The organism is Nocardia sp. NPDC052001 (assembly GCF_040680615.1).
In the GTDB taxonomy this organism is placed as follows: Bacteria; Actinomycetota; Actinomycetes; order Mycobacteriales; family Mycobacteriaceae; genus Nocardia.
This window is the reverse complement of record NZ_JBFAXC010000009.1, coordinates 189,715-212,263: the sequence shown is the minus strand read 5'-3', so window position 1 is coordinate 212,263 and position 22,549 is coordinate 189,715. Positions and strand designations below refer to the sequence as shown.

9 protein-coding genes are annotated in these 22,549 nt (G+C 69.6%); 7 read left to right on the top strand and 2 right to left on the bottom strand.

Annotation, left to right across the window (positions count from 1 at the left end; all coding sequences use genetic code 11):
- Positions 1–123: 123 nt before the first annotated feature.
- The 7 genes from AB0L82_RS33730 (at position 124) to AB0L82_RS33700 (ending at position 7,608) form a co-directional block, all read left to right on the top strand.
- Positions 124–618: a cupin domain-containing protein gene (locus tag AB0L82_RS33730; RefSeq protein WP_364645709.1), complete on the top strand. Its 495-nt coding sequence runs from the start codon at positions 124–126 to the stop codon at positions 616–618.
- A 181-nt stretch (positions 619–799) separates the two neighbouring features.
- Entirely contained in the window at positions 800–2,485 is a 1,686-nt protein-coding gene (locus AB0L82_RS33725) for an ABC transporter substrate-binding protein (RefSeq protein WP_364645706.1), read from the top strand.
- Positions 2,482–3,597, top strand: a complete 1,116-nt coding sequence (locus AB0L82_RS33720) for an ABC transporter permease subunit (RefSeq protein ID WP_364645703.1) — start codon at positions 2,482–2,484, stop codon at positions 3,595–3,597. The genes AB0L82_RS33725 and AB0L82_RS33720 overlap by 4 nt, the downstream gene beginning before the upstream one ends.
- Before the next feature lie 218 nt (positions 3,598–3,815).
- Positions 3,816–4,496, top strand: a complete 681-nt coding sequence (locus AB0L82_RS33715; RefSeq protein WP_364645699.1) for an ABC transporter permease — start codon at positions 3,816–3,818, stop codon at positions 4,494–4,496.
- Positions 4,493–6,367 carry an ABC transporter ATP-binding protein gene (locus tag AB0L82_RS33710; RefSeq protein WP_364645696.1) on the top strand — a complete coding sequence of 625 codons (1,875 nt, stop codon included), beginning with the start codon at positions 4,493–4,495 and terminating at the stop codon, positions 6,365–6,367. Before AB0L82_RS33715 ends, AB0L82_RS33710 begins: the two co-directional genes overlap by 4 nt.
- Positions 6,364–7,131, top strand: a complete 768-nt coding sequence (locus AB0L82_RS33705; RefSeq protein WP_364645693.1) for an SDR family oxidoreductase — start codon at positions 6,364–6,366, stop codon at positions 7,129–7,131. Before AB0L82_RS33710 ends, AB0L82_RS33705 begins: the two co-directional genes overlap by 4 nt.
- Before the next feature lie 51 nt (positions 7,132–7,182).
- Complete coding sequence (locus AB0L82_RS33700) at positions 7,183–7,608, top strand: ester cyclase (protein WP_364645690.1); 426 nt, start codon at positions 7,183–7,185, stop codon at positions 7,606–7,608.
- 69 nt (positions 7,609–7,677) lie between these two features.
- Here the strand turns inward: AB0L82_RS33700 and AB0L82_RS33695 are convergent, their stop codons facing one another.
- Positions 7,678–14,070: a type I polyketide synthase gene (locus AB0L82_RS33695; protein WP_364645687.1), complete on the bottom strand. Its 6,393-nt coding sequence runs from the start codon at positions 14,068–14,070 to the stop codon at positions 7,678–7,680.
- Positions 14,071–14,076: 6 nt separating this feature from the next.
- Positions 14,077–22,539 (bottom strand): type I polyketide synthase, encoded by an 8,463-nt coding sequence (locus AB0L82_RS33690; protein ID WP_364645684.1) that lies wholly within the window; start codon positions 22,537–22,539, stop codon positions 14,077–14,079.
- Positions 22,540–22,549 lie beyond the last annotated feature (10 nt).

Below are 22,549 nucleotides of genomic sequence, written 5' to 3'. Positions count from 1 at the left end.
GAGCAAACCCGACCTCGGTGGCACGGTGAAGTCTTGGAATCAGGGCAATCCCAACGTCTGCGCGCCGTGCACGAGCGAGCGTACGATCGCCGACCACATCAGTCCGGGAGTGCGGGAGCGACTATGACAACAATTGGGCAGCAAGATAATTCGGATGCGACATCCAGCGAATGGCGCGACCACGGGGTCCGGGTCATCCCATCCGGGCAGCTCGATCCCAATACCGCGCAGACCCCCGGGATGGACCGCGCGGCGGCGATCAACGCCGCCCGCGTGGGCGCCCAGCACATCTGGGCGGGCACGGTCACCATCCATCCCGATGCCAAAACCGGTGCCCACCACCACGGTGCGCTCGAGAGCGTCATCTATGTCGTGCGCGGGCGTGCTCGCATGCGGTGGGGAAATCAGCTGGAGTTCGTCGCGGAGGCCGGACCGGGCGACTTCATCTTCGTCCCACCGTATGTCCCGCATCAGGAGATCAACGCCAGCACCGATGAACCGCTCGAGTGCGTGCTGGTCCGCAGCGACAGCGAGGCGGTGGTGGTGAACCTCGATATCGAGCCGGTCGAAGCACCCGAGACCGTGCACTGGGTGGATCCGATTCATCCGCACCCGTGAGCGGCGGTCGCTCACGCCGTCCGATCGGAAGTTCCGATCTCTTTCGATGATCGAATTCGATCGATCGAATTGAATTCACGTGATCGCAAATGATTGACCGAAATACATTCGGCGGGTTGAGTTTTCATCGGTCGGCGGGGTGTCGGTTCCGGCCGAACTCATACTTCGACGAACGGGTGACATGTCTAATCACGCAGAGGCCGATCGTCCGGCCGCACGACCCCGAATCCGTTCGCGCCGGCGGCGGCGCACCTTCTGGATCGCGGCGGCCGTTGCGGCCGGGGTCGCGATCGCGGCCGGGGTTGTCGCGGGGCTCTCCGGTGGCGATAGCGAGAGCGCGGGCCCGATCACCGAGAACGGCACGCTGGTCTACGCGGTGGCGGGCACCCAGGTCTCGCTCGATCCGGCGGTCGCGGCGACCGCGGTGACCAGCCTGGTCAATCGCAATATCTTCGATTCGCTGGTGGCGCAGACCGGTCCGGACTCCTTCGGTAAATGGCTGGCGGATTCGTGGACCATCTCACCGGACGGGCGCACCTATCGGTTCGCCTTGCGCGAAGGGGTCACCTTCCACGACGGCACGCCGTTCACCGCGGACGCGGTGCGAGCCAGCCTCGATCACATCGTCGATCCGAAGACCAAGTCCGCGTACGCGGCCTCGCTGATCAGCGCCTATCAGGAGACCCGAGTCATCGATCCGCTCACGGTGGAAGTCGTTCTCAAACAACCCTTCACACCGTTCCTGCAGGCGCTGTCGACACCGAGTCTGGGCATCCAGAGTCCCAAGGCGCTCGCGGATCAGACCTATCGTCCGGTCGGCACCGGTCCGTTCGCTTATGAGAGCTGGGAGCAGGGCAAGGCCGAAACGCTCACCCGGTTCGACGCCTACCGCTGGCCCGCCCCGGGCAGTGCCCATTCCGGTGCGGCGCGCCTGGGCAAACTGGTGTTCCAGTTCATCAACGAGGACGCCACGCGCTACGGCGCGCTGACCAGCGGTCAGGTGCAGGCCATCGGGGGTGTGCCGCCGGTCTCGGCGGATGATCTGGCCAAGCGCGAGAATTTCACTCTGCACTCGGACGAGACGCCCGGCCTGAACTACAACCTCTATCTCAACCAGTCGCGCGGGCCGCTCGCCGATCCGCTGGTGCGCCGCGCGCTCACCGCGTCGGTGGATGTGGCCAAGCTGGTGAAGAACATCTACTTCGGCCACTATCCGGTGGCGGACAACGCGATCAGCGAGGTCACCGCCGGATACGACGCCCCAGCGCGCAAGGATCTGACCGCCTTCGACCCCGACAATGCCAAACGGCTACTCGACCAGGCCGGATGGAATCACACCGATTCCGAGGGCTTCCGGGTCAAAGACGGCGCGCGGCTGTCGCTGATCTGGCCGTACTGGCCCGACGGCACCCGGGAGCAGCGTGACGTGGTGGCCGACGGCATCCGGGCCCAGGCCCGCACGGTGGGCATCGATATCCAGCGGCCCACCGTGGACACCGGTACCTACGTCGACAAGTACCTCATCGGCGGCGGCTATGACCTGGTGGATGTCAGCTTCGCCCGGCCCACGCCCGATGTACTGCGGTTCGCCTTCTTCTCCGCCAACACCTACGCCAAGGCGGGCGGCAATGTGGCACTGGTCAATTCGCCACAACTGGACTCCTGGGTGACCGGTGCCGCGGCCACCACCGACCCCAAGCTAGCCGCCGGAAACTACTCCTCGGTCCAGCACGAAGTGCTCTCCCAGGCATACATCATCCCGATCTACACCCCGGTCAGCCTGACCGGATACGCGAAGTCGGTGCGCGAGTTGACCTTCGACGCGCAGACTTACCCGCGGTTCTACGACGCCTGGCTCGCGGCGTGAGGCAATCGCCCCGCACCCCTGGGCGACTACCCACACCGCTGCGGTGGCTGCCGAACACCTCACGGCGGTTGCCCGATACCGCGCAGCAGCCGACCGCACCGGCGGGGGCGCAGCCCGACACCTCACGGCGGCGGACGCCACTACCGCGGTGGCCACTCGACGCGCTGCGTCGGTTGCCTCGGCCCGTGCGGTGGCTGCTCGGCCGCCTGGCGCTGGCGGTGCTGGTGATCTGGGCCGCCGCCACCCTGACTTTTGTTGGGCTGCAAGCTATTCCGGGCGATCCCGCGCGGGCTATCGCGGGTGGGGTGGCGGCGACCAGCTCACCGCAGGTGCTGGCACAGATTCGTTCGGAGTACGGACTGGACTCTCCGATCCATGCGCAGTACGCGCGATTCCTCGGGCGTCTGGCGCAGGGGGACCTGGGCACCTCGTACCAACAGCATCGCCCGGTGCGCGCTCTCATTGCCGAGCAGCTGTGGCCCACTGTCGAACTCGCGGTCGGCGGGCTGGTGCTGGGGCTGGCGATTTCGGTGGCCGTTGCGGTGTTCACCGCGCAGCGGCCGCGCTCGCGGGCGGCGGCGCGGGCAGTCGAGTTCACCGCGCTGTCCATGCCCACCTATTGGGTGGGATTCGTACTGCTGGCACTGTTCTCATTCCATTGGCAGGTGTTCCCGGTGGTCGGCGCGACGGGTCTGCGCGGGCTGGTGCTGCCGTGGCTGACCCTCGCGGTGGCCGTGGCCGGGGTGCTGTCGCAGGTCACCCGGGACGGACTGGAGCAGGCGCTTGAACAGCCGTTCGCGGTCACCGTGCGGGCGCGCGGCGCGACCGAACTTCGGGTGCGGGCCGGGCACGCGCTGCGACATGCGGCCACTCCGGTGCTGACGCTCTCGGGCTGGATGCTGGGGAATCTGCTCGGTGGTGTGGTCGTGGTCGAAACGGTGTTCGCGCGACGGGGTTTGGGTCAGTTGCTGGTGACCGCGGTACGCGGCCGCGACTATCCGGTGGTGACCGGCACGGTGGTGCTGACCGCGGCGGCGTTCGCGGTGATCTCGATCGTGCTCGACCAGCTTTACCGGCTCGTGGATCCCCGGATTCGGGAGGTGGCTCGGTGAACGCGCCATCGATACGGACGCTGGCAACACCGGATCGGCCTCGGCCGTTGCGGTATTGGTTTCGGACGACGCTGAATCGTCTGCGGAACCGACGTTACTGGCCGCGACCGGGGAGAGCGGGCGCTGCGATCGTGCTGGCGCTGGCCGCAATCGCGGTTATCGCACCTCACCTGTTGGCGGGCCCACCGGAGGCCATCGACCCTGGTATCGCGCTCCAAGTGCCGAGTGGTGCACATCTTTTCGGCACCGACTGGCTGGGTCGCGATGAATACGCGCGGGTCGTCTACGGAGCGCGAGCCTCACTGCTGGTCGGGATCGGGTCGACGTTGCTCGCGACGGCCGCGGGCACGCTCTGGGGATTGGCCGCGGCGCTGGGCGGACCGGTCGCCGATCAGATCGGCATGCGGGTCGCCGATGTGCTGCTGGCGTTTCCGACCATTCTGATGGCGCTGCTCGTGGTGGCGGTTCTGGGTCCGGGAACCGGCAATGTGGTGCTGGCCATCACCATCGCGCTGACTCCTGGTTTCGCCCGGCTGGTGCGGATTCGCACTCATCAGGTACGCCGATTGGCCTATGTCCGTGCGGCATTGGATTTGGGGATTCCACCGTGGCGGGTCACCGTGCGTCACATCGTGCCCAATGTGCTGCTGCCGCTGAGTGTGCTGGTGGTGATCAATATCGGCACCGCGATCATTGTCGGCTCCTCGCTGAGTTTCCTGGGGCTTGGACCCGATACGGCGACACCGGAATGGGGCGCGATGCTCGCGCAGTCCCGGAACTATCTGAGCGCCGCGTGGACGCTGGCGTTGTTCCCCGGCCTGGCGGTCACCCTCACCGTGATGTCGATCAGTGTGGCCGGTCGCGCCCTGCGCGACCGCGTGGAGGGAGTCACTCGATGAGCGAACGACTGTTGTCGGTGCGGGAGCTGTCGGTGTCGTTCGGCGACGCCGTCGCGGTGCGGTCGGTCGATCTCGACGTCGACCGGGGTCAATGTGTGGCGCTGGTAGGCGAATCCGGCTCCGGCAAGAGCGTGACCGCACGGGCATTGGTCGGGCTGGCCGGAGTCGATGCCCGGGTGCGCGCCGGCGAACTGACCCTCGGCGCGGACGACCTGCGCGGCGCGAGCAACGCGCGCTGGCGGCGAATACGGGGCCGCCGTGTGGGTTTCGTCCTGCAGGACGCGCTGACCTCCCTGGATCCGTTGCGCCGCATCGGCTACGAGGTTGCCGAACCGCTCGAGATCCACCGGCTCGCCGATGCCGAAAACCTCGACGACGCGGTGTTCGGGCTGCTCCGACGGGCGGGCATCGACGATCCGGAGCGCCGCTGGCGGCAGTATCCGCACGAGTTGTCCGGCGGTCTGCGTCAGCGGGCGCTGATCGCGTCGGCGCTGGCGGCGGGCCCGGAACTGCTGATCGCTGACGAGCCCACCACCGCGCTGGATGTCGTTGTGCAACAGCAGATTCTGGGGCTGTTACGCGATCTGCGGGCGGCCGGGACCGCGGTGCTGCTGATCAGCCACGATCTGGCGGTGGTCGCCGAATCGGCGGACACGGTCGCGGTCATGTACGCCGGAATCATCGTCGAACGAGGACCCGCCGAGGTGGTGCTGGGCGCGCCCGCGCATCCGTACACGATCGAATTGCTCTCCGCCGCACCGCGACTGGACGGGCCGGTGCTGGCTTCGGCCGCACCGCGCTGGGCCGCACCGGCCGATGCCGGATGCCCGTTCGCTCCGCGCTGCCCACACGCCGACACCGACTGCCGCACAGCGCTTCCCGAGCCGGTCACGCTGTCCGACGAACGCACGGTTCGGTGTCTGCGCCCGGGCGTGGCCACGGCCCCGGTGATACCGGTGTCCGCGCCGCCCGAGCCGGTCGCGGCGGTGGATCAGGTTCCGCTGTTGGAGTTCCGGGGCGCGAGTCGGCGCTATCGATTACCCGGCGGCGGGCGAACCGTTGGCCTGGAACCGGTGTCGTTCACCCTGCACCCAGGACAAGCCTTGGGCGTGGTCGGTGAATCCGGTTCCGGCAAGAGCACATTGGCCCGGTTGGCGCTCGCGCATCTGACCCCGGACAGCGGCGAAGTGCTGCTCGACGGCACGCCCTGGTCAGGTCTGCGCGAACGCGAACGCCGACCGCACCGGCATCGCGTGCAGCTCATCGACCAGGATCCGCTGAGCGCCTTCGATCCCCGGCACTCGGTCGCGGCGATCATCGGCGAGGCGCTGTCGCGGATCGGGTCACGAGCCGCCCGCGCCGAACGCGTCGACGAACTGCTCGCCGAGGTCGGCTTGCCGCGCACGCTACGCGATGCCCGGCCCGCCCGATTGTCCGGCGGGCAACGCCAGCGGGTGGCCATTGCGCGTACCCTAGCCGCCGCACCGGATCTGATCGTCGCCGATGAGCCGGTCTCCGCACTCGACATCACCATTCAGGCACAGATCCTGGACCTGTTCGATCGAGTGCGGCACGACAGCGGAGCCGCGCTGCTGCTCATCTCCCACGATCTCGCGGTGGTGCGCAGGCTGTGCCAGCGAGTCGCGATCATCCAGCACGGACGGATCGTCGAGATCGGCGATACAGCAGCGGTTTTCGCCGATCCACAGCACGACTACACCCGCAAGTTACTCGCGGCTGTCCCGCGACCGCCGGGCCCGGCTACGTCGTCAGCCCGCTCCGCCGGTCACGACCGCGACCTCAACCCCGAGGCGACCCACGAACCTTCACAATCTCCGCCCGAACACTCACTCTCGAAAGGAATCGCATGACATCGACCGATGACCCGCGGGTCGCGATCGTCACCGGTGCCGCGTCCGGCATCGGCCGCGCCACCGCGGAACTGTTCGCCGAGCGCGGCCACCGGGTGGTGGCCGTGGACGTCGACGAGCGCGGCCTGGCCGGGCTGTCCGGCGATCCGGTGACCCTGACCGGAGACGTGTCCGCCGAAGCGGTGAATCTGGAGGCGGTGCGCACCGCGCTGGACCGGTTCGGCCGAATCGACACCGTGGTGCTCAACGCCGGGACCGGCGGCACTCCGCCGCTGGAGACGCCCGGCGCCGTCGATGCGGCCGACCGCATCTTCGGGGTCAACCTGCGCGGTCCGATTCATGGTCTGCGAGCGGCGATCCCGGCGCTGCGCAACAGCGGCGGGTCGGCGATCTTCACCGCCTCGGTGGCGGGCCTGCGCGGGGATCCGGGCAACTGGGCCTATAACGCGTCCAAGGGCGCGCTGATCAATCTGGTGCGCGCGTTCGCGATCGACTATGCCGCACAGGGCGTGCGGATCAACGCGCTCGCACCGGGCCTGACCCGCACCGGCATCACCGCCAATGTGCATCGAGATCCGGGGTTGCTGGCGGCCATCGAACGCCGGATTCCGTTGGGCCGCTTCGCCGAACCTGTCGAACAGGCCGAGGCCATCTGGTTCCTCGCCTCGCCCGCGGCGGGTTACATCACCGGCACCACCCTGGTCGTGGATGGCGGTCTCGACGCCAACCTCGGCATTCTGCCGCTACCCGGCCAGGGCTTCTGATCTGCCAGACCGACTTCCGATAGATCCATCACCCTCACGAAGGAGCACATGATGACCACGATCTCTGCCATCGAGGCCAACAAGGCCGCCGCCCGGCGGTTCTATGACGAGGTGGTGTCCCAGGGCAAGCTCGAGGTGCTCGACGAGATCATCGCCGAGGACGGTCGCGACACCGCGGTCCCGGCCGGGAACATCAAGGGCCGGTCCGGATTCGTCGAGCACATCACCTGGTTGCGCGAGAATGTCGAAGGCGTGACCGCCACGGTCGACGATCTCATCGCCGAGGACGATCGGGTGGTCGTGTACTGGACCATCGACGGCGTACAGCGCGGTGAGATCTTCGGTGTGCCCGATAGCGGCGCGGGCCGCCGATTCACCGGGGTCAGCATCAGCACCATTCGCTTCCGGGACGGGCGCATCGTCGAATACGGGGTGCTGCCGGACCGGTACGGCATTGTCGCCCAGCTCGCCCGCTGAGCGAGCCTTCCGATACGACGAAGCCCGGCACGGATTTCCGTGCCGGGCTTCGCGTTCGAACGTGACGGATCAAATCCGCGACTGCTCGAGAGTGTCGATCCAGGCGCGCAGAGCCCGCGCGGTCGTAGTGGCGTCCTCCTCGAGCACCGTGAAATGGTCACCCGGAATATCGTCGGTGCTGTGCGGTATCGGCCAGAACGCCCGCCAGTCCCGGGGTCCGTCGGTGCGGGTGCCCGGCAAGGGAGTTTCCGAGCGCAGCAGATGAATCGGCGTGCGCACGGGGGTGGCCCGCCAATCCAGGAACACCCGGTTATAGGTGCCCATGGTGGTGAGCCGCTCGTCCTGCACCGCCAAATCGAACCGGTCGACGCGTGCGAGCATGCCGCCGATCATCGCCCCGGTCCACCACTCCATGCCAGGCTCCAGCGCCGCCTCGACCGGATAGCTGTCCACCAGCAACAGCCCGCGCGGCGCACGCCCCTCCGATTCGAGGGCGGCGGTGACCGCGTGCGCGACACACCCGCCCATGGAGCGGCCCAGCACCACGAACGGACGATCGCCCACCACCTCGATCAGCGCCTCGACGCCCAGTCGCACCAGGGTGTCGACCGAATCGGGCAGCTCATCGCTGCCCGCGGTGAATCCGGGCGCGGGCACCACGTACACATCGCGCTCACCGCGCAATTCCTGTGCCACACGGGAGTATTCGTGCGGCCCGGAGATCGCGCTCACCGCGGGGAACGCCACCACCACGGTCTCCCCCGGCCCTTCGGCGAGCCGGATCGGAGCCAGCGCGTGCCGTGCGCGGTCCGTCACGCCGAAGGTCGCGCGCGCGTGCGATGCGGCGATGAGCAATTGCGCGGCCTCGAAATGCTTTCCGGCATCGTGCATTGCGCGGTGGATCGCGGACAGGCCGGCGCTCGCGGCGGCCGCGACCGGAGCCGACTCCGGGCCGGTCCCGATCTGCCCACCGATGAATTCGGCGATGGTCTGCGGAGTGGGATAGTCGAAGGTGAGGGTCGCGGGCAGCCGCAGCCCCGTCACCCGCCCCAACCCATTACGCAGCTCCACCGCACTGAGCGAATCGAGCCCGAGCTCGACCAGCGCCCGATCACCGGCGATCGACTGCGGAGACGGATGAGCCAGCGCCACACCGACTTCGGTACGCACCAGATCCAGCAGTGCGCGCTCACGAGCCTCCCCGTCGAGCGCCGCGATCGCCCGCACCACCGATCCGGCATCCGCCTCACGCGCCGCACTGCGCCGCCGCACCGGAACCAGCGACCGCAGCACCGGCGGCAGCACATCGGTCCGCCGAGCCAGCGCCCGCCCGTCGAACCCGGCCGCGACCACCAGGGCGGGGATGCGCGCAGCTCTGGCCGCAGCGTCGACCTCGGCTTCTCGGCTCCGGTTTTCTGCCGCATTTTCGGCAGGGCGGCCCGCCGCCGCGTCGAGCAGTGCCAGCGCGGTCGGGGTGGGCAGGGCGCGCAGCCCGTTTCTGGCGATCCGCGCGCGGTCGGCCGCCGAGAGTTCCGCGGTCGTACCGCTGGCGCGCTCCCACAGCCCCCAGGAGATGGAGACGGCGGGCAGTCCCAGCGAATGGCGTTGCGCGGCAATCGCATCCAGTTCGGCGTTGGCGGCGGTGTAGGCCGTCTGGCCGGGGCCACCCAGTTGTGCCGATACCGAGGAGAACAGCACGAACCGAGTGACGGTGGGGATTGTGCGGGTCAATTCGTCCAACACGCGCGCACCGCCGCTCTTGGGGGCGGCGACCGCTGCGATTCGCTCGGGGGTGATGGTTTCGAAGAGTCCGTCGTCGATCAGGCCCGCCGCATGAATGACCGTGGTCAGTGGCCGATCATCCGGGATCGCCGCCACTGCCGTGTCGAGTGCGGCGCGGTCGGACACGTTCAGGGCGGCGACTGTGACGGTGGCACCGGATGATTCGAGTTCGGCGACCAGTTCCGCCGCTTCCTCGGTGGCGGCGCCGCGACGGCCCACCAGCACCAGCGATCGCACCCCGTGCGCGCTGACCAGGTGGCGGGCGACTTCCCCACCGAGACCACCGAGACCACCGGTGATCAGCGTGGTACCCGTGGTGTCCCAGCTCGAGATCTCCTCGGCGGCAGGCGGATCCCAGCGCCGCAGCCGGGGCACCGAGACGCGCCCGGCCCGGACCGCGGTCTGGGAATCCCCATCGCCTGCCGCGGCCACGATCGCGGCAAGCGCGGACCAGGACTCGGGCGCCTCGTCGATATCGCTGAGCAGCAGTCGATCCGGATGTTCGGCCTGAACCGATCTGACCAGGCCCCACACCGCCGCGGCGGCAGGATCGGGTGCTTCGGTCTCGGCGACGGAGACCGCGCCATGAGTGAGCACGACCAGCGGAACCGCGACAGTGGCGGGATCGTCGAGCCACCGCCGCAGCACCGGTAGCAGTGCATCGACTTCGGCTACAGCGACTATGGCCGCGCCGCCGGTGAAACCCGCCGCAACAGTGCCTGTCTCGGCCGCGGCGGGATCACTTCCAGCACTGTCGGCGAGTTCGGCGCGGTGGCCACCCGCGCGCAGGGCATCGAGCAATTGTTGTGAACCGCTGCCGCCGTCGAGGACCAGCCAGCGGTCGGGTTCGGCGGAGGTCGTGAGTTCGGTCCAGGTGACCTCGAACAGGGCGTCACGCAATTCCGCACGGGCCGAGCGCAATTGGGTGGTCGACACCCTGCGCGCCACCAGGCTGTCGATACTGAGCACCGGCGCTCCGGCCGGGTCGGCGGCGTCGATGGCGACGGTGTCCGGGCCGGTCGAGGCGATGCGAACGCGCAGTGCCGCAGCGCCACCGGCGAATATCCGGACTCCGCTCCAAGCGAACGGGAGACGGTTCTGACCGGGCGGCACGTCGGCCAGCGCCCGCAGTGCGGGCAGGTGCACCGCGGCGTCCAGCAGTGCCGGGTGCACGGCGAAATCGTCTGCCGCCGCCCCTGCCACCTCGGGTAGTTCCACCTCGACGAACAGCTCGCCCTCGCGCTCCCAGGCGCGCCGCAGTCCTTGGAAGGCAGGACCGTAGGCCAGTCCGGTCTCCAACAGCGTGGGATAGATGCCCGACACGTCGACGGGATCGGCTCCCGGCGGCGGCCAGATACCGAGATCCGCTGTGCTCGTCGGATTCTCGGGACCGATTACCGCGGTCGCGTGCCTGGTCCAGGCATCGGCGGCACCGCCCGCAGGTCGCGAGTGGATCGTCACCGCGGAGGTGCCGTCGCCATTCGCGCTCACCGCTACCTGGAGGTCGACCACGGTGTCGCCGAGCACCAGTGGCGATTCCACGATCAGCTCCTCGATCGAAGGCAGCGCCGCCTCCTCACCGGCGCGCGCCACCAGTTCGAGCAGTGCGGTGCCCGGCACGATGACCGTGCCCAGGACCGCGTGGTCGGCCAGCCACCGATGGGTGCGCAGGGACAACTGCCCGGTGAGCAGCAGCCGATCGCCGTCGGCCGCCGCGATCACCGCCGAGAGCAGCGGATGGTCCAGCGCCGTCGCCCCGGCACCTGCGCCGGTACGCGCCCGGGTGACCGGTTCAGCCCAGAATCGCTGCTGTTGGAACGCGTAGGTGGGCAGCGCGATACGGGTGGCGGGCGGCACGATCTCGGCCCAGTCGACCCGGTGGCCGTGGGCGTACACGGTTCCGGCGGCGCTGAGCACGGTGGCGACCTCGGGGCGGCCGCCGCGCACCAGCGCCGTCACCGCCACCTGCTCCTCGGCCAGGGTCGCCGAGATCATCGGCGCGAGTACCGCATCGGCCCCGATCTCGAGGATGAGGCCGACACCTTGCGCGCGCATCGTGCGCACGGCGTCGGCGAAACGCACGGTGCCGCGCAGATGCCGGACCCAGTAGTCGGGATCGGCCAGCTCCGCGCGACCGACCGGCGCACCGGTGCTGTCCGATACCAGCGTGACGCCATCGGGTTCGGCGAAGTCGAGTTCGGCTACCACACTGGCGAATTCGTCGAGCACGGGTTCCATGAGCGGTGAGTGGAAGGCGTGCGAGACCGCCAGCCGCTTGACCCGCCGCCCCGATCCGGTGAGCTCGGCGGCGACCGCCACCACCACTTCCTCGGCCCCGGACACCACCACCGCGTTCGGCCCGTTGACCGCGGCGATCGACACCTGCGGCGAATCCTCCAGTGCCACAGCGGCACTGTCGCCGGTGTGCACGACACTGCTCGCGCGCGCGGCAACCGTGTCGATGACCGCGCGCACCTCGGCTTCGGTGGCCTCGATCGCGACCATGGCGCCACCCGCGGGCAGCGCACCCATCAAACGCGCACGGGCCGCGACCAGGCGTGCGGCGTCCTCGAGCGAGAGCGCTCCGGCTGCGTGCGCGGCCACGATTCCGCCGATGGAATGCCCTGCGACAGTATCGATCTCGATGCCCCAGGACACGAGCAGCCGGTACAGCGCGGTCTCGAAAGCGAAGATCACCGGCTGGGTGTAGAGAGTCGAGTCGATGAGACCAGCGGTGCCGGGCGCGCCGAAGGCGACATCGCGCACCGAATGTTCCACGGCCGCAGCGAGATACCGGTCCAGCGCGCCACTCGCCGCATCGAATGCCGCCGCGAATACCGGAAAGCGTTCGTACAGCGCCGCTCCCGCACCGGCGCGCTGGCTGCCCTGCCCGGCGAAGACCACACCGACTCCCCCGGTGGCGTCCGTCGCGACTGCCACGGCGGCGGTAGCGCGGCCCTGCCTCAACCCGTCCAAGGCCGCGACCAGCTCGCCTCGTTCTGTCGCGACGATGACCGCGCGGGTGTCGTGCGCGACCCGGTCGCGAACCAGGGCCGAAGCAATCGACGCGGGTTCGGCCGCTGTGGCCGAAACGAATTCGGCGAGCCGCGCTGCCTGAGCGCGCAGACCGTCAGGTCCATGGCCCGAGACCACGAACGGTAACTCTCCAGCGGTCGGCGCAGTTCCCGATCGCGGCGCGGTCCCCGGCGCCGACGCGCTCGCCGCTTCCGGCACGGTCCCCGATTCGCGCACAGTTTCCGGTTCCGGCGCGGTGCCATCCGCGTCGTGCTGCGGCTCGTCCACCGCTTGCTCGACGATCACGTGTGCGTTCGTGCCCGAGACCCCGAACGCGGAGACCCCCGCGCGCCGGGGCCGGCCGGTCTCGGGCCACTCGCGTGCGGTCGAGAGCAGTTCGACGCGGCCCGATTCCCAATCCACCAGTGTGGACGGCGTTCCCAGATGCAGGGTTTCGGGCAGGTGCGCGTGCCGGATGGCTTCGACGAGCTTGATCACCCCCGCCACACCCGCCGCCGCTTGAGCATGGCCGATATTGGATTTCAGGGAGCCCAACCACAGTGGTTCACCGGTGGTGCGTGCTCCGTAGGTCGCCAGAATGGCCTGTGCCTCGATGGGGTCCCCGAGCACGGTGCCGGTACCGTGCGCTTCGACCGCGTCGACATCGCCGACACCCAGCCCGGCATCGGCGAGCGCCTCGCGGATCACCCGCTGCTGCGCGGGCCCGTTGGGCGCGGTCAGACCGTTGGACGCGCCGTCCTGGTTGATCGCGCTGCCGCGCACTACCGCCAGCACCTGGTGACCATTGCGGCGGGCCTCGGAAAGTCGTTCCAGCAGTACGATTCCCACGCCTTCGGACCAGCCGGTGCCGTCGGCGTCATCGGAGAACGCCTTGCAGCGGCCATCCTGTGCCAGCCCGCGCTGGCGGGAGAACTCGGTGAACCCGATCGGAGTGGACATCACCGACGCACCGCCCGCGACCGCGAAATCGACCTCGCCGGCCCGCAGTGCCCGCACCGCGAGGTGCAGCGCCACCAGCGAGGACGAGCAGGCCGTATCGACCGTGACCGCCGGACCCGCGAAACCGAAGGTGTACGCGATCCGGCCCGACACCACGCTGCCCAGGTTGTTGATCGCGAGGTAGCCCTCGAGCTCCTCGGGCACAGGATCCAGGCGCGAACCGTAGTCGTGTCCGGCGAGTCCGGCATATACGCCGGTGCGACTGCCCTTGAACCCGTGCGGGTCCAGGCCCGCGCGTTCGAACGCTTCCCAGGTCACGCGTAGCAGCAGTCGCTGCTGCGGGTCCATCGACAGCGCCTCACGGTGCGAGATCCCGAAGAAGTCCGGGTCGAATTCGGCTGCGCCGGTGAGGAATCCGCCCTGCCGGGCATAGGAGGTGCCTGGCACGTCCGGATCCGGATCGTAGAGCGCCTCCAGATCCCAGCCGCGATCGGCGGGGAAGGCCCCGACCGCATCGCCGCCGTGCGTCACCAATTCCCAGAGCTGCTCGGGCGAGGACACTCCGCCCGGCAACAGGCACGCGGTGCTCACGATGGCGATCGGCTCGCGCGAGCGCGCCTCGATCTCGTCGAGGCGCTGTTGCAGCCGCTGTTCCTTGGCGATCGAACGCTTGAGGTATTCACGGAGTTTGGCTTCGGTGGCCATCGTGCGTCAGTTCCTGTCTACCAGGTCGAATAGTTCGTCATCGGAGGCGGAGTCGAGATCGAGCTCGGCCTCGGGCACGGCCAGGCGGTCAGCGAGCGAGCGCAGTCGCTCGGCTATGGCCTCGGCATCGGTCCCGCCACCGGTCAGCAGTTCCTCGAGTGCGCGCAGGGCGTCATCGGCGTCGACCGGGCCGCCACGATCGGTTCCGCCCGCACGGGGCAGGGCGGTGGCGATGAAGTCGGCGACCGCCGCCGGTGCGGGATGGTCGAAAATGAGCGTGGCGGGCAGTGCGAGCCCGGTCGCGGTCCGCAACCGGTTGCGCAGGTCCACCGCGGTCAGCGAGTCCAGGCCCAGTTCCCGGAAGGCGCGGGTGGCCGGGACATCCGCGGCGCTGCCGTGTTTGAGCACCGCGGCGGTCTCGGCCCGCACCAGTTCCAGTACCGCGCCGCGCCGCTGGGTCTCATCGAGGCCGGAGAACCTGTCCAGCACAACCGGACTCGTGGTCTCGGCGACCTCACTCGGCACATGTTCCGACCGATCGCCGCGACGTGACGCGGACCGGTCCGCGTCGATCCAGTACCGGCTGCGCTGAAAGGCGTAGGTGGGCAACTCGATTCGTCGGCCGCGCCCGAGCAATAGCGCCTCGGCGTCGACGATCACGCCGCGGCTGACCGCCGTGGCCACCGAGAGCGCCACTCGCTGCGGGCCGCCCTCATCGCGGCGCAGCGTGCCCACCACGACCGTGGCGGTGGTGTCGGTATCGGCGATGGTCTCCTCGAGCACCGAGGACAGCACCGGATGCGGTCCGATCTCGACGAACGCACGGTAGCCCTGCTCCAGTAGCAGCCGGGTGACCTCCTCGAACCGCACTGTGCCGCTCAGGTTCTCGAACCAGTACTCCCCCGTCAGCTCGGGGCCGTCGAGCCATTGGGCCGACACCGTCGACAAGACCGGGACCGCCGCCGTCCTCGGCCGCACCGGGGCGAGCTCGGTGTGCAGGGTCGGGCGCAGGTCGTGCATCTGCGCGGAGTGCGAGGCGTAGTCGACCGCTACCCGCCGGTTGCGCACGCCCCGTGCGTCCAGCTCGGCCAGCACCTCCTCGATGGCGTCCACCGCTCCCGAGAGCACCACCGACGTGGGTGAGTTCACCACGGCCACCGAAATTCGGCCGCCGTACTCCGCCACGAGGTCGGCGGCGGCCGACGCCGACAGCGAGATCGCCGCCATCGCGCCCTGTCCGGCATGCGCCGCAATCGCCTTGCTGCGCAACGCGACCACCCGCGCACCGTCTTGCAGGGACAACGCCCCCGCAACCACCGCCGCGGCGATCTCACCCTGCGAGTGACCGACCACCGCGTCCGGGCGCACACCGTGTGCGGCCCACACCTCCACGAGGGCGACCATGATCGCCCACAGCGCCGGTTGCACCACATCGACCCGATCGGTGTCGATATCGGCGCGCCCGAGCAGCACCTCGAGCACGGGCCAGTCGACGAACGGCGTCAGCGCCCGCGCGCACTCCTCCAGTCGATCGGCGAACACCGGTGCGGTGCGGTACAACTCGGCGGCCATACCCGGCCACTGCCCGCCCTGCCCCGGGAATACGAACACGGTCCGCCCGATCACATCGGCAGTGCCCGTGACCACGTGAGCGGGCAGCGCCGCACCCGAGGCCAGCGCCTCGAGTCCGGCACGCAGCTCGTCGGCCTCGCCCACAATCAGCGCCCGCTCGGCGAGTGCGGCGCGCGAATCCCACAGCGTGCGTGCGATATCGGCGTCATCGAGCTCGGGCCGAGCACGCAGATAGGTCGCCAGCGCGACCGCCTGCCCGCGCAGCGCCGCAGCGTCATGCCCGGACAGCGCCCACACCAGCGGAGGCTCCCGATCCTGCGGCGCAGGACCAGCCCCCAGCGCAGCGGGTTTTGCGGCATCGCTCGGCACAACACCGGAGAACCCGCCGGTGTCGAGGGTGGCCGGCTCCTCGATGATGACGTGGGCGTTGGTGCCACTCACACCGAACGAGGAGATGCCCGCACGGCGTGGCGCGGTCTGCGGTTCCCAGGGTCGAGGCTCGGTCAGCAGGCGCACGGTGCCCGCCGCCCAGTCCACGTGCGGGGTGGGTTCATCGATGTGCAAGGTTTGCGGCAGCCGTCGATTGCGCAGCGCCAGAATCATTTTGATGATTCCCGCGCCGCCGGCGGCGGCCTGGGTGTGGCCGACGTTCGATTTGAGCGAGCCCAGCCACAGTGGCCGCTGCGGATCATGCTCGGCGCCGTAGGTCGCGATGATCGCCTCGGCCTCGATCGGATCGCCGAGCCTGGTACCGGTTCCGTGGGCCTCGACCACGTCGACCTCACCCGCGCGCAGACCCGCGTTGGCCAGCGCCTGCCGGATCACGCGCTGCTGGGCGGGGCCATTGGGTGCGGTGAGGCCGCTGGACGCACCGTCCTGATTGACCGCGGACCCGCGCACCACCGCCAGCACCGGGTGACCCGATCGCTGTGCGTCGGAAAGTCTTTCGAGTACCAGCATGCTGACACCCTCGGCCCAGCCGGTGCCGTCGGCGGCGGCTGCGAACGCCTTGCAGCGCCCGTCCGCGGCCAGTGCGCGCTGGCGCGAGAACTCCACGAAGGTGGCCGGGCTGGCCATGATCGCCACCCCGCCCGCCAGCGCCAGATCGCTCTCCCCGGACCGCAGCGACTGCGCCGCAAGATGCAGGGCCACCAGCGAAGACGAGCACGCGGTGTCGACACTGAGCGCGGGGCCTTCGAAACCGAAGGTGTAGGAAATGCGGCCGCTGGCGACGCTGCCCGCGCTGCCGTTGACCAGATAGCCCTCCAGATCGGCGGGGGCGTCCTGAATATGCGGGGCGTAATCGTGGTACATGGTGCCCGCGAACACCCCGGTCCGGCTCCCGCGCAACGAGGTCGGGTCGATACCGGCGCGTTCCAATGCCTCCCAACTGGTTTCGAGCAGCAGCCGCTGTTGTGGGTCGGTGGCCAGGGCTTCGCGGGGCGAGATGCCGAACAGTCCCGCGTCGAAATCGGCCGCGCCCACCAGGAATCCGCCGTGCCGGGTGTAGGAGGTGCCCGGATGCTCGGGATCGGCGTCGTAGAGCGATTCCAGATCCCAACCCCGGTCGGCCGGGAACTCGGCGATGGCGTCCCCACCGGTGTCGAGCAGCCGCCACAACGCGTCAGGTGTTTCGATGCCGCCGGGCAAACGCAGGGCCATGCCCACGATCACGATGGGATCGGTCTCGGCCGTATCCGCCGTTCTGGCGGCGGCGGGGCCGGTCTCCGACGCCCCGGACAGCCGCGTGTACAGCAGCTCCGCGATGGCCTGCGGAGTCGGGTGATCGAAGGTCAGGGTGGCGGGCAGGCGCAATCCGGTCGCGGCGGCGAGCCGGTTGCGCAACTCCACCGCGGTGAGCGAATCGAGCCCCAGCTCGGTCAGGGCACGATCGCCACGGATCCCGACCGGGTCCGGATGGTCGAGCGCCACGGCCGCCTCGCGACGCACCACATCCAGCAGCAGCGATCGTTGTTCCTCGGCGGGCCGCCCATTCAGCGCGCCGGACAGCCCCGAATCCGATGCGCGCACCGTCGATTCCGCCCGGCGGCGTTGCGTGCGCACCACCCCGCGCAGCAGTGACGGCACCTCGATCCCGGGGCGGTCGAACGCCGACAGGTCCAGCGGTGCGGGAGCCAGCAGCGGACTCTCGCGGTGGAACACGGCGGCGTCGAACAGATCCAGTCCGTGCTCGGCCGAGAGCGCACGCACACCCTGACGAGCCAGTCGAGCCCGGTCGGCGTCCGTGAGATGCGCTGTCACGCCACTGGTTTCGGCCCACAGACCCCAGGCCAGCGAGACCGCGGGCAGACCGTCCGCGTGCCTGCGGGCCGCGAGCGCGTCCAACCCGGTATTGGCGGCGGCGTAGGCGGCCTGCCCGGCCGTGCCCAGCAATCCGGCGATCGAGGAATACAGCACGAACGCGGACAGCTCGAGGTCCCGCGTCAGCTCATCGAGCAGCTGTGCGGCAACCAGTTTCGGCGCGAGCACCGCGTCGAACCGTTCATCGGACAACGTATCGAGCACACCATCGTCGACAATTCCGGCGGCATGCACCACGGCGGTGAGCGGATGCTCCGGGGTGACCGCGGCGAGGACGCGAGCGACGGTGTCACGATCGGTGAGATCCGCCGACACCACCAGCACCCGCGCGCCCAGCCCGCGCAATTCGGCCGCCAGTTCCGAGGCCCCGGGCGCACCGGCTCCCCGGCGACTGGCCAGTATCAGATGCCGAACACCATGGCGCTGCACCAGATGCCGGGCCAGCAACGCCCCGAGACCGCCTGTCCCACCGGTGATCAGCACGGTGCCCTCGGGGTCCCACGTCCGAGACGCGGCGACAGCGCCGGCGTGCACCAGCCGGGGAACGTAGGCCCGGCCCGCGCGTACCGCCAGTTGCGGTTCGTCCCGGGTCGCGGCCAGCACACGCGGCAGGACCTGCTGGGAAGCGGCGTCGTCGTCGGTGTCGACCACCGCGATCGATCCCGCGCGCTCGGTGGCCGCCACGCGGGCCAGGCCCCAGATCGGGGCGGCGCTGGTGTCCGGGCGGTCACCGGGGACGGCGGCGATGGCATTGTGGGTGAGCAGAATTCGTTCACCGGCATCCGGCTCGCGCAGCACGGCCAGGGCCGCGTGTGCGGGCGCGTCGAGACCGTGGGAATCCCACACCCGCTGCTCATCGATCGATATCGCCTCCGGGAGTGCGTATTGCACCCACACCGGCTCATAGAGCCCTTCGCGCGCCGGTGCGCGCTCGGCCTGGGCCGCGCGCAGGACCAGGCTCTCAACCGAGAGCACGGGTGCACCGGTCGGATCGGTGGCGAGCAGATCGCTCAGGCCCTCGGCGGTAACGGTGAAGCTCACGCGCAATGCGGTCGCTCCGAGGGAATGCGCTCGGAAACCGCTCCATACGAAGGGGATTCGTGGGGCGTCGACATCCGGCGCGGTGATCGCGACCGGGTGCAGTGTGGCATCGAACAGCGCGGGGTGCACGACGTAGCCCGCCGGGTCCGCGAGCGCGGATTCCGGCAGGGAGATCTCGGCGTAGCGGGTGTGCCCACGTCGCCAGATCGCTCGCACCCCTTGGAAGCTGGGGCCGTAATCCAGGCCCGCGGCCAGCAGCCGCTGGTAGGCGTCGGTGAGGTCGACCGGCTCGGCGTCGGTGGGCGGCCATGAGTCGGGCACCGCCGCAACAAAACTCGTGCGCGAGCGGTCCAGCCTGCCGACCGCGTGCCGAGTCCACGGTGCGTCCGGATCGGTGGGCGGACGCGAGTGGATCTCGACAATGTGATGCTCCTCGGCCCGCTGGGCGCTGACCTGGACCTCCACACCGGACTCGGCATTCAACACCAGCGGCGTCTCGATCACGAGTTCATCGACCGCGTCCGCGCCCACCGCGTCCGCGACGTGCAATGCCAGTTCCGCCAGCGCGGTCCCCGGTACATAGATCCGCCCGGATACGACGTGTTCGGCCAGCCACGGCTGATCCTGGATCGACAGCCGTCCGGTCGCGATGACCCCGTCACCGGAGGCGAGCCGGACGGTAGTGGCGAGCAGGGGATGCGCGCCGTGGCCCGGTTCGGTGGCGGCGGTGGTGGTGGCCCAGAAGCGCTCGTATCGGAAAGCGTAGGTCGGCAACGCTATTCGCCGCTGCCGGGAGACGATCGCGGTCCACTCGACCCGGTGCCCATTGGCGTGCACGGTGGCCGCGGCCGACAGCACCGTGGCGATCTCGTCGCGCCCGTTGCGGACCGCGGCGACCGCGGCCCACGGATCGGTGTCATCGGCCAGGGTCGCGGACACCATCGGCGTGAGCACCGCATCCGCACCCAGCTCGAGGATGATCCCGACACCCTCGGCCCGCAACGCGGCGACGGCGTCCGCGAACCGCACGGTGCCGCGCAGATGCCGCACCCAGTAGGACGGGTCCGATAGCTCGGCGGCGGTGATGGGCGCACCGGTGGCATCGGAGACGAGCGTGCGGACCAGAGGTTCGGACAATGTCAGCCCGGCCACGACTTCGGCGAAGTCCGCGAGCACGGGATCCATTGCCGCGGAATGGAAAGCGTGCGAGACAACCAGCCGTTTGACGCGGCTGCCCGATCCGGACAGTCGCGCCGCGAGCTCGAGCACGGGCGGCTCGGCACCGGAGATCACCACCGCGCGCGGGCCGTTCACGGCGGCGATCGACACCGTCTCACCCGCACCGGTCTGCTCGATCGCCGCACGAATCTCGACCTCGGTGGCTTCGACCGCTACCATCGCGCCACCTCGAGGCAGCGCGCCCATCAACCGCCCGCGCGCGGCGACCAGTCGGGTCGCATCGGCCAGCGACAGCGCGCCCGCCGCATGCGCGGCCACCACTCCACCGATGGAATGCCCTGCGACCGAGGTGATCTCGATACCCCACGATTCCAGCAGGCGAAACAGCGCCACTTCGACGGCGAAGATCACCGGCTGGGTGTACGTGGTGTCGTCGATCAGCCCTTCGGTGCCGGGCGCGCCGAAGGCCACATCCCTGATCGAGAACCGCACGGCCGCTCCGAGCTGCTCGTCGAGCAGGGCCACCGTCGCATCGAAGGATTCCCGGAAAGCGGGAAACCGTTCATAGAGCTTGCTTCCCACGCCCGCACGCTGGCTGCCCTGACCGCCGAACACCACACCCACCGCACCGGTGGCACCCGCGCTGACCGTGACCCCCGCACCCGGCTCCCCACTTCCCAGCGCCGACAAGCCCGCGATCAGGCGGTCACGATCGCCCGCCGCGACCACCGCACGCGTCCCGAAGGTGACGCGGTCGCGGATCAGTGCCGACGCGACACGGCCCAGGTCCGCATCGCCGCTATCGGCGAGGTAGCGTGCCAGCGCCTGTGCCTGCGCGCGCAGGGCGGCCTCCGAGGTCCCCGAGATCAGGAACGGCAACACCTGCCCCTCCGACACCGGCTGTGCCGCTTCGAAATCGGCGGGATGCCCATCGGTGGACTGGCCGGCGGTCTCGGTATCGATGGCCTGCTCGAGAATTACATGGGCATTCGTACCGGAGACCCCGAACGCCGATACGCCCGCCCGCAGCGGCCTGCCCGCGGATCGCCACGGGCGCGACCGCGTCACCAGCTCGACCTGCCCCGCGGTCCAATCCACCAGGGTGGAGGGCTTTTCCGCGTGCAGCGTCGCGGGCAGTGACCCGTGGCGCAGCGCCAGCACCATCTTGATGACCCCGGCCACGCCCGCGGCGGCCTGGGTGTGGCCGATATTGGATTTCACCGCACCGAGCAGCAACGGTTCGGCACGGTGTCGGCCGTAGGTCGCCAGCAGCGCCTGCGCCTCGATCGGATCGCCGAGTTCGGTGCCGGTCCCGTGGGCTTCGACCGCGTCCACCTCGGCCGCGCTCACCCCGGCATCGGTGAGCGCTTCCCGGATCACCTGCTGCTGGGCAGGCCCATTGGGCGCGGTCAGCCCGTTGGACGCGCCGTCCTGATTGACCGCGCTGCCCCGGATCACCGCGAGCACCTCGTGGCCGAGTCGCCGGGCGTCCGAAAGCCGTTCCACGAGAAGCACTCCCGCGCCCTCACCCCAGCCGGTGCCGTCCGCGCCGTCGGCGAACGCCTTGCAGCGCCCGTCCACCGACAGTCCGCGCTGGCGGGAGAACTCTATGAAGATCGCCGGGGTCGACATGATCGTCGCACCGCCGGCGACGGCGAAATCCACCTCGCCCGCCCGCAGTGCCCGCACCGCGAGGTGCAGCGCCACCAGTGACGACGAGCAGGCCGTATCGACGGTGAGCGCGGGGCCCTCGAATCCCAGCGTGTAGGCGATGCGTCCGGACAGCACGCTGGCCGCAGTGCCGGTGACCAGGTAACCCTCCACCCCGGCGGGTACCTTGCCACTGCCGGTCACATAGTCCTGGCCGTTGGTGCCGACGTAGACCCCGGTGCGACTGCCGCGCAGCGAACGCGGATCGATACCCGCACGTTCGAACGCCTCCCAGGTGGTGTGCAACAGCAGCCGCTGCTGCGGATCCATCGCCAAAGCCTCGCGCCGGGAGATGCCGAAGAATTCCGGATCGAAATCGGCTGCGCCGTCGAGGAATCCGCCGTGCCGGGTGTAGGCCGTGCCGGGATGGTCGGGATCGGCGTGGTAAAGGTTCGCCAGGTCCCAGCCGCGATCGTCCGGGAACTCGGACAATGCGTCCCGGCCTTCGCTGAGCAGATCCCAGAACCGTTCCGGGGTATCGGCCCCGCCCGGGAACCGGCAGCCGAGCGCCACGATCGCGATCGGTTCCTGCTGTGCGGCGGTGACCTCCTGCAATTGCTGGCGGGTCTTGTACAGTTCCTCGCTCACCCGGCGCAGCAGGTGCCGGATCTTGTCGTCGCCGGTGGCGTCGTCAATTGCGTTCACAGCGGTGCCT